The sequence below is a fragment of the Streptomyces sp. NPDC031426 genome (genome assembly GCF_055581585.1).
This window is the reverse complement of sequence record NZ_JBVIJE010000036.1, coordinates 1-13,708: the sequence shown is the minus strand read 5'-3', so window position 1 is coordinate 13,708 and position 13,708 is coordinate 1. Positions and strand designations below refer to the sequence as shown.

The following is a 13,708-nucleotide window of genomic DNA, read 5'->3' as shown; positions in this document are numbered from 1 at the left end:
TCCGAGCCCTTCTCCCCACCTCCCCCTAACTCCTTGCTCACTTTCTTCACACCGATAAGGGCGGGCAACCCGGTGTCGGCCGTGTCGGTGCGCAAACACGACAAATCCCCCCTCGCAATGACCCGCTCGCATGCCACTCCTCTCCCTCGACAAGCCGATGCTCGGCCCCGTGTCATCCGCCGCCCACCCTTGTGCCGTCATCAGCTCGGAGGAGCCTCGGGCGGTAGCAGGACGCCGCTGGTGAGGGACTGGGTGAGCAAGCCGTCGGTTTCCTCGGTCAGCTCCACGACCTGGCGTGCCAGGGCCCGCAGCGTGTGCAGGTGACGGAACGCCAGGCCGTACCTGCGTTGCTCGTCGAGCGGCAGTAGGGGCACGCGTAGTCGCCGAGGGTCGATATGCAGCGATGTGGAGCCGGTGGTGGCGCTGTTGACGTTGTCCTCGGCCGACAGGAAGCCCGCGAGGAACCAGGGATCGAGGCGTTCGGGGTCGGGCCGGATCAGGTGGAGGTGTCGGCCGAGGAGGCATCCCGCGTCCTCGTCGTCGGCGACGCGGGCGGTGCCACCGTGGGGGGCGCGGATGCCCGGGATCAGGACGTCTCCCGCCTCGATGACGGTGGAGCCGGCCGGCAGCTGTTCATCGGTGTCTGCGGAGGCGCGGCTGCCAGTCGCCAGATCGCGTCCGGTGAGGGTACTCAGGCCCGCCTGCTCCGGCGGAAGGGAGGTGTCGTGGGAGCCGCGTGCTGCGGGCACGGCGCGGTGCACGGTCAGTGCGCCGCCCCGTGCGAGGTCGGAGACCGTCGCCGTGCGCCAGGAACGGGATTCCTCATCGGCCGCCGTCCACGCGGTGCGGGCGCCGGCTTCGGCCAGGGCGAGGGCGCTCTCCTTCAAGCGGTCCTCGAGATGACGTGCGTTCTTGGCCACCGCGGCCGGGTCGGCGCTGGGCGGGGTGACTCGGACGTGGCGGGTGGGGGTGATGTCGACGAGGTCGTCGAGGAGTTCGACGACGGGCACGGCGCATGCGGTGCCGGGGTGGTCGGTGAAGTGCGCCGGGTCCGCGGCGAACGCCTGCCAGTGATCCAGCACGGTCGTGCTCAGCGCGGCCCAGTCGAGTGGAGTCCTTCCGCCCCGCGACCGGGTGGCGGGGTTCGCGGAGCCGTGCAGGGTGGATGGGTCGTGCAGGCGCTGCTCGGCGGTGGTGTCGATGAACAGGACGGTCTGCCGGTCGCTGCCGCCCGGTTGGGGGCGCTGCAGGATCCACAGGTGCAGTCCGATGTGCAGCGGTGTCGCCGCTCCCGGCGGTAGGGAGACTATGGCGCGCAGTGCGCCACTGCGCAGCAGCTCGGCGCGGACTCTGCGGCCTGAGGCGCGGGAGGCGGTGGCGGGCGGCAGGAGCATCACCGCGAATGCCCCCGGCGTCAGATGGGCCAACGCGTGTTGTACCCAGGCGAGTTCGGACTCCGCGCGCGGCGGCAGACCGTAGGCCCAGCGGGGGTCGTAGGCGAGTTCGTCGTGGCCCCAGTCGCGATCGGCGTACGGCGGGTTGCACAGCACGGCGTCCACGGTGAGGTCCGGGAAGGCGTCCGCGCGCAGGGTGTCGCCCGCCCGTACCGCAACCTGTGCTTGGGGTGCGGCAAGTCGCAGCCGTACGGCGGTGCGTTGTGCCTGGACCGGCAAAGAGTCCTGGGCGAACAGGCCGGTGGCGCCGTGGTGGGCGGCTGCGGCGAGCAGGGCGCCGCTGCCGCATGCGGGATCCAACACCTTGGCGGGGTAGGGGCCGTCGGGGTGCGGCGTGAGCAAGCGAGCCATCAGGTCGGCCAGTTGCTCGGGGGTTTGGTAGGCGCCGCTGGCGGCGCTGTCCTCCAGTTCGCGCTCGGCCAGGACGTCGAGCGCCCCCTGTCCGCTTTCGTCGCGCACGCAGTGCAGCAGTGCGCGGAGCAGGGGGGCGTCGGCCGGGGTGTAGGTGACCGTGTCCGTGCCCGGAACAGTGTCGGCGAGTTCGGCCACCGCGTCGTGGCAGCGGGCGGCCAGTTCGCCGTCGGACAGTTCGCTCAGTGCGGTCAGCGCTTCCCGGTTGCGTTGGGCGCCGGCGAGGACGAGGGGCAGCAGCCGGGCGGGGGCGCCGCCGCTGCCGGCGTGCAGGCGCAGTGCGGCGCGCAGTTCCTCGACGGGCGTGGCGGCGGTGCTGTGGCCGCGTGAGTCGAGCCAGGCGCGGACGGCTTCGAGGTCGTACAGCGGGCTGGTGTCGGTACCGCCGGCCGGGGCCGGGAAGTCGGCGTGGCGGCGGCGCCAGTTGCTGACCGTGGCGCGCGTGACTCCGGCGAGCCGCGAGATCTCGGCCGCGGTCACCTGCGCGGAGGGCTTCGGCATGGCACTCCAGACCTCGAGGTGGGCTGACCGTCCACACCATAGCGCATCACTCTCACCGCGCATTGTGATTGACAGTGCTTTCACTGGCATGCTTATCTGCTGATGCTTCCGCTTGGCAGCGCAGCTCCAGGGCTGTGGTGTCGGCGTTCGCGTTCCGATTCCTTCTTCCACGCAAACGGGGGAACCCACGCATGTCCACGCCTCCCTGGGCCCAGCAGCCCGGTCAGCCGCAGCAGCCGTTCCCGGGGCAGGCCCCGGTACCGCCGAAGAAGAGCAAGGCCAAGACCTGTGCCGGGGCCGGCTGCCTCGGCGTCGTCGGCTTCCTGGTCCTCGGCGGGGTGATCTCCGCTGCCGGCGGCGGTAAGTCCGGCGGCAGTACCGACAAGCCGGCCGCCGCGCCCTCCCACGCGAGCAACGGCGCCAAGACCGCCGCCCCGCACTCTGCGGCCACGAAGCAGGCGCCGCAGACCGTCACCTACGTCGTCACCGGCACCAGCGGCGCCGACGTGCAGTACGGCCCGGCCGGGTCCTCCGCCCAGGGCACGGTGCCCCTGAACGTGACCAAGCCGCTCAAGAACCCGCAGTACTACTCGATCACCGCCCAGCTTCAGGGCGCAGGCCATGTCACCTGCCAGCTGAAGGTCAACGGCAAGGTCATCTCGCAGTCCACCGCGTCGGGTGGCTACAACATCGCCTCCTGCGAGATCAGCAAGGGCCTCTTCAGCGACAAGTGGACCGACACGAACGCCGGCTGACGCACCGCTGGCCCATCAGCCGGACTCCGGACGCGGCCCGAGGCGTCCGTATCCCCGCTGACCACCACCGCGCCGCCGCCTGCGCGGCTTTCGCCTCCGCCCGATCCCTGACACGAAGGACACCAGTGAACCGGCCCAAGGTCATCGCCATCACCGCCTGCGGATTGACGGTCCTGTCCGTCACCGCGGCCACGATGGACCACGTCAGCACCCACACCGCGCTCGCGGCCGCCCGCCGCCAGGAAGCCGCAGCCGACCACCGCGCCCAGCAGGCCGCATCCCGCCCGGCCAAGGTCGTCACCAAGACGGTGGACAAGCCCGTCTTCGGCCGCTCCACCCTCCTGGGCGCCTACGCGGCCGGCACCATCTCCGGAGGTGTTTACACGGACGACGGCAACCTCACCTACACCGCCAGCGAGGCCACCTGCTCCCAGCAGTACGCCGCGATCTCGCAGCAGCCCAACGGCGGCACCATCCACCGCGACGCCTTCATGAAGGCCTGCCTCGACAACGTCAACGACACCGCCAAGACCGACCCCGCGCCCTGACCGGCCGCGGGCGAAGAGCGCAGCCGTCCTCAGCGTCTGCGCTCGGGCCCGCCCCGCATTGCCCCCAGCCCTGTGCCGAACCAGACCACCACGGCAGCGGGCGCCGACCGCCACCTCTCGCTGCTCCGCCGCGAAGACGGTTCACAAGGACGAGGTCTTCAAGACGACCGGCTGCCAGAAGTGGGTCAAGGTCGGCTGACCACACAGCACCCCCGACCCGACAAAGCCACGACCATCACCCAGTGACAGAAAGAAGCACAGCTTGACCGAGTCCGGCGAGCCCGAGCTCACCGTCTACTACCGTCACCTGGCCGCACTGCTCAAGCGCAGCAACGAGGAGAACTTCCGCGCCCTGCTGGAACAGGCGCGCCGCGTCTCACGGGGCGAGTACGAAACCGGCCTGTACGACCACCAGCAGGCCTTCCGGCTCCTGTGGCACCACCTGGACCGCAGCAAGTACCTGCGCCAGGCCCACGACGACGCCCGCACCAGGCTCGCCTCCGGAGGCGCCGCTGCGGACGAGGTGGCCGATCTGGAGCTCTTCCTCACCGTCTATGCGCACGTCCGCGCCACCGCCGCCCGCACCACCTGAACCAGCGCAATGCACCGACCATCCGCCCTCGACTTGGGAGTTCTCCTTGACGTTGCCTGCGTGCCCCGAACTGGTCAGCCGCCTCGCCGAGGACTTCACCGCGCTGCAGGACGCCGCCTTGGCCCGGATGAACGGCACCGCGTCCCCGCAGACCGAAGCCGCGCTGGACCACCGGGCCCTCGCCGGAGCTGTCGCCATCGCGCTCGCCCACGCGGAGGTCCTTGCCCGGGGAGCTGTCCGGCGCGCTGAGCTTTCCGTCATGCCCGCGCAGCGGGTGCGGACGCTGCGCGAGTACGCCCGCCGGGTTCGGCGCGCCCGGTTGCAGGCTGAAGCCGTGTGCAAGGAGCAGCGTGCCCGTCGGATCCCGCAGGGGCGCATGCCGGGAACCGGTCCGCTGGACCTGCGGGTTGCGCGGGCCGCACACCCGCAGGCGTACCTGTGCGCCATGGAAGAGGAGCTCACCCACCGCGGGCTTCCTGCTGACGCTCTGAGCGTGCCGAACCACGACCGGGCCCGGTGGGCACGAGAGCGCCAGCTGATACACACCGACATCCCCTCTGCGGTCCGCGAACTGCTGGACTGCGGCGACGACTGTTTCGTCCAGGTGCTGTTGCACGACGCCCGGGAGGCGGAGAACGGCCACCTTGGACATGACGCGACCGTCGAACGGTGGAACCGGCACGCCCCTACCGCGCTGGCCTGGGGCCGTTACGCGATCGCCCAGGCCGAGCGGGCCGCGCTCGCCCGCCCCCTCACGGCCCGCAGCGTCCAGCTCGACGCGCTTGAGGATGCCTACCAGGACACCGCGATCCTCACCGCCCGTGCCCTCGAAGCCAGGCACAAAGCCGCCGATCTCCACGACCGTATTCGGGAGCTCACGTCCATTGGGTCTTTCGCCGACCTGATCGCCCAGTGCCATGCAGGGGCCATCGCGCGCTTCGCCACCGTCCATCCGGGTTTGTGGGACCACGCTCGGCTGCTGGCCGCCGAGCACCAGGCCGGCTGCCTGGAACGGGCCGAGGGCTGCCCGCGATGCCACCTCGCTCTTGCCGGGGCCCTCGCCACGGAAGTCCCTGGCACCGCTTCCTTGGACGAGGATGGCGCCCCAGGGGAGATCACCGAACCCGACGCTGTCTCAGACCGATACGCGATCCTCGACGACCTCCTCCCCCATGCGGTCGTAGCCGTTGCCGACGCCGCGGTCGGCGACGAGTCCGCCCAGTGCGGCTATGGCTGGGTCTGCGAGAACGGCACCACGGGAGATGGCGCCTCCATGGCCCACAGCAGCGGTGAGGCGGAGGTCATCGGCATCTGCAACGCCGCCCTGGAGCTTGTCCACCACAGCCCGCACTCTCCCGTCGTCATCCTGTGCGACAGCTTGGAAGCCGTCACCACCGTCAACCGGGCCCTGGAAACGGGCGACCCGGCAGTGGCCCACCGCACCGTTGTCTTCCCCGAAGGCAGGCAGCTCCTGGCCAACCTGATGCCGCATCGCGACCGAATACAGGTGCGCTGGCTCAAAGGCCACATCGGCCACGACCTCAACGAGAGCGCCGACGCCCTTGCCGCAGTAGCCCTGCGCCACGCCACCGGCCGCATCCCCGCTGCTGTCGCCCGCAAGGAGCAGGCGCACATCCTGCGCACCCTTCGATTCGCCCAGAGCGAGCCGCCCACGGCCGCCTGATCCTCAAGCCCTGACGGGTCCCAAGCCGTCTCACCCTGCCACCCGGTCATCAATCGCCAGCCGGAGCCACCCGCCGCCCGAAGGGACCGCCTGATGCTCGTCCAAGACCAGCACAAGCCCACCACCCGAATGTCGACACTCCACCGGCTCAGGTCCCTGACAGGCGCCAGGTCGAACTCCGCGAACTCCTCCAGAAAGACCGAGGGGTGCACGGCCGTGCAGGAGATAACCTGTCTGAACGCCCCTAACTACTTGCGAGTAACACGTTTCTGATAATTCTTTCGCTGGGGGGCGGGCGTATGCCCGTCGCGGCGCGCCTGCTGGGCGCCGCAAGGGAGGGAAAGCACATGGCCATCACCACGACGCGTGAGCAGGTCATCGCCGACGAACAGAAGGCAGTGGATTACGCCTACGACTGCTACACCGCACGGCTGGCCGAGATGAGCGGGACGTCGGCGGCTACGGCGTCGGCCAGCGGCAAGGACGGCATCGCCAACCGGAAGGACGCGCAGGAGCGGGCAGCGGCGTACGGCGGCCTCGGCAACGAGTCTCTCGTCTTCGCCCGCATCGACGCGCCGGAGGAGCCCGGCGGTGACGTCAGGAAGTGGTACGTCGGCCGGCGCGCCGTCTCCGATGTCCACACCCGTGACACGGTGGTCGTCCTGTGGACCAGCCCGCTGGCGAAGACGTGGTTCCAGGCGCGGCCCGACGCACCGGGCGAGGTGGTCCTGCGACGGCAACTGCGGTGTGTGCAGCGCATCGTGGAGGGCTACGTCGACGAGATCACCTCGGCGGCCCCCCTTCGTGCTCTGGCCGGCCTCCGTCCGGTGTCCACGGCGGTGCCGAAGCCTCGGTCGGCCCCGGACGACGCCACCACCGACAAGGTCCCCGCCGGGGACGTCGCGCCCGACCAGGCCCCTGCCCGGCAGGAGGCCGACGAGCGGGACAGGCCGGAGCACACGCCCGCCCACACGCCCTTCGACATCGCGCGCATCCAGCGCCGCAAGCCCCTGCAGCCGGACGAATTCCTCCTGCGCGAACTCCAGCGCTCGCGCACCGGTCGCATGCGCGACATTGTCGAGACCATCCGCCGCGACCAGATGGACCTGGTCACCAATTCCCCCTCCGACATCCTCGTCGTGCAGGGCGGCCCGGGCACCGGCAAGTCCGCGGTCGGCCTGCACCGCGTCACCTGGCTCGCCAACAACGAGCACTTCCTGGCCCAGGACATCCTCGTGGTCGGCCCCCACAAGCGCTTCCTCGACTACGTCGGCCAGGTCCTGCCCACGTTGGGCACCCGCAACGTCAACGCCGTCCAACTCGCCCGCCTGTGGGACGGCGACGTCCTGGGCATGGACACACCGGCGGCGCGGCTGGTGAAATCCGACGAGCGCATGGCCGATGTTCTGCGGCGGCGCGTCGAGCACGACTGTCGGCCCGAAGCACTCGACGAGCTCACCACTGCTGCCTCCTTCGAGGGCGACGAGCCCGCGATCATCGTGACCGCCGGCAGTACGACCCTGCGCATCCCGCGATCCGAGGTCCTCGCCCTCCTAGAGGAGGCGCGCGCCGGCGACGGCGCCTACCGCCAGCGCCGCGACCACTTCCGCAGTCTGTTCGTCGACCGCCTGCTTGGCGAGCTCGCCGCCATCGCCCCGCGTCGCGGGCGCAACGGCACGATCCGCCGCGATCTGGAACGCAACCGGCGCCTGGAGCGCCTCATCGACCGCGTCTGGCCCTCCCCGGGCGCCCGGGAGGCTTTGCGGAGCCTGTACGACTCGGCCGACCTGCTGCGGGCGTGCGCCGACGGCATCCTCGACGACGCCGAACAGGCCGCCCTTCGCCGTGACCGCGCCGACAAGGCCGACGCCGAGCCCTGGACCCTGGACGACCGAGTCTGCCTCGAAGAACTCCAGTGCCTCATCACGGGCGAAACGCCGCGGCGCTACGGGCACATCGTCGTCGACGAGGCCCAGGACCTGACTCCCATGCAGGCCCGTTCACTGCGCCGCCGCTGCGCGGTCAACGGCTCGATGACCATCCTGGGTGACCTGGCCCAGGCCACCGGCCCCCACCCCTACACCGACTGGGAGCGCCTGGGCACCGTCCTGTCCGACCACGGCGACTGGCGCGTCGCCGAGCTGAACACGAGTTACCGCGTGCCCGCCGAGATCATGAAGTTCGTGGCCCCCCTGGCCCGCAGGATCGCTCCCACGCTGCCCTATCCGCAGGCCGTGCGCGCGGTGGGCGACAGGGCCGTGCGGACGGTGGCCACCGAGCCGTGGAAGCTCCTCGACGACACCGTCACGCAGGCAATCCGCCTCATCGGCACCAGCGACGGGAGCACCTTGCGCTCCGTCGCAGTCATCGTCCCCGACGACTCCGGCTGGCTGGAGGAGATCAGCGGCCACCTGGACCGTGCCGAAGGGATCACGGCCCAGGGGCGAAAGGCGGTGTCGGTCCTGGCCGCCGCCCAGGCCAAGGGCATGGAGTACGACCACGTCCTCGTCGTCGAACCGGCCACCATCGCCGACCGCCGTCCGGCCGGCCTGCGCCAGCTCTATGTCGCCCTGACCCGCAGCACCCAGAGCCTGACCGTCCTGCACACCTCCCCGCTCCCCGAGGCCCTCACGCCAAGCAACGACACCATCGAACCGGCACCTACCAGCACCGAACCGAGCGCGACAGGCGACCTGCCCGACATAGGCACCGACATCCGCATCCAGGTCATCGGCCCGGGCCCCGGCGGCCGATACAACGTCACGGCCCTCTCCCCCGCCGTCAGCCACCCCCTGTTCCTGACCGTTCGCCACGGCGCGGCCTTGCCGCGCCCCGGCGACGAGCTGGACTGCTGGGTGTTCGCCCACGAATCGACCCACTGTCTGCTGACCGCCGACCAGCGCGGCAGACAGCCCATCTCACCCAGGATGGCGCCGCGCTACACGGCCGCGCTCGGCGTTCTGGACGAGCTGATCAAGGGCGAGAACATCGTTCCGCAGGACGCCCGGGATCGTCTGTCCGAGCTCAAGGCCATGGCCAACCGCGTCCTGCGCCGGGACCAGACGGACTGGGTCGACGTGCGGCGTGTGCTCGGATCGCCGGACAGGCACCGTCTGACCCTCCTGCGCGACCTTGCGACACACGCCCACCGCGCACTCAAGGACGATCACCTCGATGCGGATCGACTCAACGACGACCTGGAACGTGCCGGCTGGGCCGACGCTTTGCTCACCGCGCGCCACACACTCCAGCAGCGCCTGGCCACAGCCGACCCAAAGGCGGCCAGCGACACCACCCCCGCCGACCCGCACACGAGCAAGCCGAAGGATCCCGACGCCATGCCCGCCATCGCAACCGACACCCCCATGCCGACAGCAGCCGCAAACCCCAACCTCCTGCAAACCCTCAAGACGGCAGCGACGGCCGACCGCACCTGCAAGACCCACGAGGCCGTGCGCCTGGAACTGATGGCCGCGCTCCTGCGAGCCGACCTGCAGCCCACCAACACCCCGGTCATCGACGTCAGTTGCCCCACAAAGGACGGCCACTTCCTCTACGAGGTCCTCGGCGCCGGCCACTGCACCTACGCCGACCTGCGCTCGGGAGCCGTCCGCCTGATGGAAATCAACCACACCCTCCCCACCCCCGCCGACCGCCTCCACCTGATCCTGTGCCAACCCCCCACCGAAGACTGGGCAGCCGACACCCTCCACGACATCTTCAAAGTCCACGTCCTGTGGCGCACCAAGGAAGGCTGGAGCGGCCAGGACACCGAAACCGCCCTGGGCACCGAACCGACATGATCCCGCCGGCCGGCCGTACCACCCAACACCACCCACCGCTCCGTGCGCAGAAGCCACGGTGTCCGCAGCAACTTCCGCACCGCCAAAGGGGGGCCCGTGCGCCGTATCGTCTCGACTGTCGCTCTGACCGCTGTCCTGCCTCTCACCGCCTGCTCCGCAAAACCCGCTTCCCCGGCGGCTCCGGCCGTCACCGTGACGCGCACCCTGCGGGCCTCCGTGCCGCCCACCGCGACGCCCCCAACCGCCAGCCCTACGCCGACGCCCGCGCCGCCGACCACGACGGCCACCGTGCCCACGACGGCACCCCGGGCCGCTCCTCGACCGCATCTGACCAACGCCTCGGCGGTGGTCTCGCAGTACTACCAGGACATCACCGATCACGACTATGCGGCCGCCTGGGCGCTCGGCGGCTCGAACATCTCCGGCACTACCTACGACCGGTGGGTGGCCGGGTTCGCCACCACCCAGAGCATCACCCTGGGCACCATCAGCGAATTCGGAGCCTTGCGCGTCCACGCCGTCCTGTATGCCACCCAGACCGACGGCACGCTCAAGACGTATACCGGCGACTACACCGTCACCGATGGCATCCTCGTCGGCGCCTCCATCCGCCAGACCAGCTGACGGTCAGCGGGTGCTCGTCCCGTCAGGCTCCGCTGAGGGCGAGACCCAGTTGCCATGGAAAGGCGGCGAGCTGTCCGTGCTCGTCGTAGGCATCGACGATCGCCTCGCCGCCACGGCGGTCGACCACCCCGTCCGGCACGCCGAGGTGATCTGCTCCCAAGGGCGATGTCGCCGCATACGAGGCCGCGCCTTGAACAGGTCCCGCGGCCGACACCAAGACATGACCAACATCGACTGGCGCAGCCGGGGCTGCAACCGGCGCCCCCAGCTCCACGATTCGGCCGCCGGTGAAACGCGAGTGCTGTTCACCGAGTGCCACTTTGCCGATCCTGGACCCACCCGGGGTAGGGGCAACGGTGCCATGTGCGTGGGCCTGCGCGCGCTGCTTGGTTGCGGTCTGCTCCTATTCGGCGGGCCGCGGCGGCGCCTCCTTCTCGGCAAGGAGCCACGTCCACCAAAACCCACCGACGTCCCGGGCGGGTCCGGATGTGGTGCGCCATCCGGCCATCCAGCCACCGCCGCCGTGGTTGCGGGCCTGGCAGGAACATGTGCAATACGGCCCTGACGCGTTCTTGCATGACGCAGTGCAGGCCTCTGCACGGTTGAACTCGCGCGCCACGGCCACACGCGGATAGCGTCGCAGCAGTCCCTCGGCCAGTGCGGTGAAGTGCCCGCGAGAGACCATCCAGCACTCGAGCTCGTCGTCCCAGTCCGGGCGCACTCGTACCGCCAGGATCTCGTTGATCAGCCGGAGGATGGCCCGGCGCCGCACCGGTATCCAGACCGCCATGCGTTCTTGGCCCGCCGGAAGCGCGATGGACGGCATCGACTGGCCCTCCCATTCGGGAAACCACAGCGGCACGTTCTGTGGCATGTGCGCCCGGACCATCGGCTTCAACGCCCGCAAACTTTGCGCCGTCGACCTGACGGGCCTCGTCGTCGCAGTCTGTGCAGGTCCACGCCGACTGCCCGGACACGGTCCGCTGCTGCCACGGGCGGGGTGGACGGTGACCTTGCCCTCGTACAGGCCCAGAGTCCGACCACACGCCCTGCACGTCCCCTTCGGATACTGCCTCTTGTTCACACCCACCCCCAACGATCACTTCCTTCAACAGTGTCTGAATCCCAGGCTGGACCTGCGGAGCCCCCACCGCCAACAGGCGATGACGCGCTGTTAGGCGATCCGTTGCGCTCGTGTCGTCTCAAGCCAGCAGGTCGGCAGCCGCGGTGCGCAGCAGACGGACAAGGTCTGGTGTGTCAGCCATGGGGTGGTGCGCGTACAGGAGGTTGCTGGCGAGCATGGCGCGCTGCGCGGTCGTGCCCTGTTGGAAGTCCGGCGAGGTGGCCAGTTGCGCTGCCCAGGCCGGGATGGCGGCCTGCCACTGGGCCCGCTGTCGCTCGAGGAGGATGTCGGCCCGCTTCGCATCTGCGTTGGCAAGGGCGTGCTGGATGTCATGCGAGTGAATCGGGCAGTCGGAGCCGAACATGCTGCGGGCGAGGTTCCGGCCCCTGCTGTCCTGGTCTTGGGATGTTTCGGCCGCCATGAACTGATCGTCGTCGACCAGGGCCTGGTAGAGCTGCTGGCCCCACTGCTTGAGGTGCGGGAATCGGGTCTGCTCCTCGCGCACGGCCCTCACGCGCATCTCCCAGTCGTCCAGGCACTCGTCCAGTTCCTGGGCCCAGTCGGCGCTCACCTGGTAGTGGTGCACCACGTCACCGGAGCGGAACGTGGCGGTGAAGCCGCTCAGTTCGCCATCGCGCCGGGATGCTTCGACCCGCACCCGCTCCAGGCCCTGCAGCCGGGGATGCTTCAGGTCTTCTGCCCCCTCAAGGCGCTGTTCCCAGCCGCCTTGGTATCGCTCGAGGCGTACGCTGTCCGGCACGTCCGCGGCGACTGCCTGCAGGAAGGCTTCCCGGTCGCCCCAGTTGACGATCGAGGTGCAAGCGCCGCCGTCCGGGGCCGTTACCGGCCGATGCGGGTGGGGGTGCGCGATGGTGTCGATGCGGGGATGGTCGCGGCCTGGATGCGCGGTCGCCAGATCGTCCACCAGGCCCTCAAGTCCGGCCAGCAGTAGCTCGAGCTTTTCTGCCGGCGGCCGTTGGTCCTCGAGCCACTGCTGGGCGTGGTCGCTGGCGCGGGCCTGCACGCTGAAACTGTCGCCGCTGCCGTGGAAGTCGGAGGCCGGGATGCATCCGTAGTCGGCGAGTTCTTCGGTGGCCGTCTTGATGACCTGGGCATCCCGGTCGGCCGGCGAGCCGGCAGGAATCGTGGCGGGCACCGAGAAGGTCAGCGTGTCCACGTAAGCGGCGTTGCCCGGCAAGCCCAGATCGTCGTACAGCTCGATGGAGTACTCCCCCGCGCCAACATGGGTGATGTAGGCGCTCACCCATCCGTAGACGCCGCGAGCGTCCTCGCCGTCGTCTTCGCCTTTGTCTTCGCCGTCGCAGCCCTCGTCCGCCTCTGCGTCCTCGTCCTGCCCTTCGTAGAAGGAACCCTCCACGGAGTCCTTCGCCCACTGCCTGAAGGCCTCGTCCGCATCGCCGCCCGCGGCCTGCAGATAATGGTTGGGGTCGGCCAGATCGTGAAAGGCGGCGGCGGAGGCGAAGCCCACGGCGTCGCAGGCATGGGCTCCGACGATGTCAGGATCGATGCCTGCATTCACGAGCGTGTCGGCCTCCTCGGGGCTGCACCCCGCCTGAAGGAACCGCGCCCTGGCCGCTTCCTCGTCGTACACGTACACGATCTCCTTGTCTGATGCGCAGCCTGGGCGGTGGACCCGACGAGCCGGCTTCCGCCCGGCAGGCAGGGCGGGCACGTCAGTCGGTCGGGACCTCGTTCGTTACTCACTTTCGGGTGAACCCGGCCGCGAACAGTGAGGGGCAATGGTCGGCGGGTGGTCGCCGCAGCTCAGTGCTCCCAAGGACAGGGGGCACAACAGGTACGCCACACCAGGGGCTGCCGGTTCAGTCCACAGCCAGCGCGCCGCAAGAGCGGTGCGAGCAACTGAAAGACCTTGGACGTGTCCTGGTGCCCGGCCTGGCCGGTGGACTGGCAACGCGCCTTCTACCTGCTCCGGCAACACCTCGGGGCCGGCCAGCGTGCCGATAAGAAGTCCTTCCCGCGGAAATCGGCGAGAACGGCCGCAGCATCTCAGCCGTATCTCACAGGCCGCGCGCCCTGTTCCAGTTGTTGATGCGCACCGCGTAGAGGATGTTGCCGATGCCCCCCGTGAAGCAGAACTGAGCTGCACCCCGTTTCGTGGAGTCCCTGAAGCCAGGCTTATGATCCTGGCCCGAAGGAGAACCACGAGCAGTGCCAGCACCACGTAAGTACCC

The 13,708-nt window shown here is 69.8% G+C and carries 10 protein-coding genes; 6 read left to right on the top strand and 4 right to left on the bottom strand.

The annotated features are described in order from the left end of the window. Positions 1-200 precede the first annotated feature (200 nt). Complete coding sequence (locus ACZ5NH_RS40260; RefSeq protein ID WP_468782701.1) at positions 201-2,366, bottom strand: N-6 DNA methylase; 2,166 nt, start codon at positions 2,364-2,366, stop codon at positions 201-203. A 191-nt stretch (positions 2,367-2,557) separates the two neighbouring features. Here ACZ5NH_RS40260 and ACZ5NH_RS40255 point away from each other — a divergent pair, with 191 nt between their 5' ends. The 6 genes from ACZ5NH_RS40255 to ACZ5NH_RS40230 all read left to right on the top strand — a co-directional run bounded on the left by ACZ5NH_RS40255 (position 2,558) and on the right by ACZ5NH_RS40230 (position 10,372). Further along, positions 2,558-3,121, top strand: coding sequence for a hypothetical protein (locus ACZ5NH_RS40255; RefSeq protein WP_468782699.1), 564 nt, complete (start codon positions 2,558-2,560; stop codon positions 3,119-3,121). A gap of 125 nt (positions 3,122-3,246) precedes the next feature. Beyond that, on the top strand, positions 3,247-3,669 hold the full coding sequence (locus tag ACZ5NH_RS40250) for a hypothetical protein (protein ID WP_468782697.1): 423 nt from the start codon (positions 3,247-3,249) through the stop codon (positions 3,667-3,669). 262 nt (positions 3,670-3,931) lie between these two features. Further along, on the top strand, positions 3,932-4,261 hold the full coding sequence (locus ACZ5NH_RS40245) for a hypothetical protein (RefSeq protein WP_468782695.1): 330 nt from the start codon (positions 3,932-3,934) through the stop codon (positions 4,259-4,261). Positions 4,262-4,307: 46 nt separating this feature from the next. After that, complete coding sequence (locus ACZ5NH_RS40240; protein ID WP_468782693.1) at positions 4,308-5,945, top strand: RNase H family protein; 1,638 nt, start codon at positions 4,308-4,310, stop codon at positions 5,943-5,945. 347 nt (positions 5,946-6,292) lie between these two features. Beyond that, positions 6,293-9,748, top strand: coding sequence for a HelD family protein (locus ACZ5NH_RS40235; RefSeq protein ID WP_468782691.1), 3,456 nt, complete (start codon positions 6,293-6,295; stop codon positions 9,746-9,748). Between the two features lie 96 nt (positions 9,749-9,844). Further along, positions 9,845-10,372 carry a hypothetical protein gene (locus tag ACZ5NH_RS40230; protein WP_468782689.1) on the top strand — a complete coding sequence of 176 codons (528 nt, stop codon included), beginning with the start codon at positions 9,845-9,847 and terminating at the stop codon, positions 10,370-10,372. A gap of 22 nt (positions 10,373-10,394) precedes the next feature. Here the strand turns inward: ACZ5NH_RS40230 and ACZ5NH_RS40225 are convergent, their stop codons facing one another. From ACZ5NH_RS40225 to ACZ5NH_RS40215, 3 genes are all read right to left on the bottom strand, one after another. Continuing rightward, entirely contained in the window at positions 10,395-10,532 is a 138-nt protein-coding gene (locus ACZ5NH_RS40225) for a hypothetical protein (protein WP_468782687.1), read from the bottom strand. 243 nt (positions 10,533-10,775) lie between these two features. After that, entirely contained in the window at positions 10,776-11,246 is a 471-nt protein-coding gene (locus tag ACZ5NH_RS40220) for a hypothetical protein (RefSeq protein WP_468782685.1), read from the bottom strand. 328 nt (positions 11,247-11,574) lie between these two features. Beyond that, positions 11,575-13,107, bottom strand: a complete 1,533-nt coding sequence (locus ACZ5NH_RS40215) for a hypothetical protein (RefSeq protein WP_468782683.1) — start codon at positions 13,105-13,107, stop codon at positions 11,575-11,577. Positions 13,108-13,708 lie beyond the last annotated feature (601 nt).

Excerpts from the sequence above, each read along its gene's own strand:
- ACZ5NH_RS40260 (WP_468782701.1), bottom strand. The coding sequence starts at position 2,366 with ATGCCGAAGCCCTCCGCGCAGGTGACCGCGGCCGAGATCTCGCGGCTC.
- ACZ5NH_RS40255 (WP_468782699.1), top strand. The coding sequence starts at position 2,558 with ATGTCCACGCCTCCCTGGGCCCAGCAGCCCGGTCAGCCGCAGCAGCCG.
- ACZ5NH_RS40235 (WP_468782691.1), top strand. The coding sequence starts at position 6,293 with ATGGCCATCACCACGACGCGTGAGCAGGTCATCGCCGACGAACAGAAG.
- ACZ5NH_RS40220 (WP_468782685.1), bottom strand. The coding sequence starts at position 11,246 with ATGCCACAGAACGTGCCGCTGTGGTTTCCCGAATGGGAGGGCCAGTCG.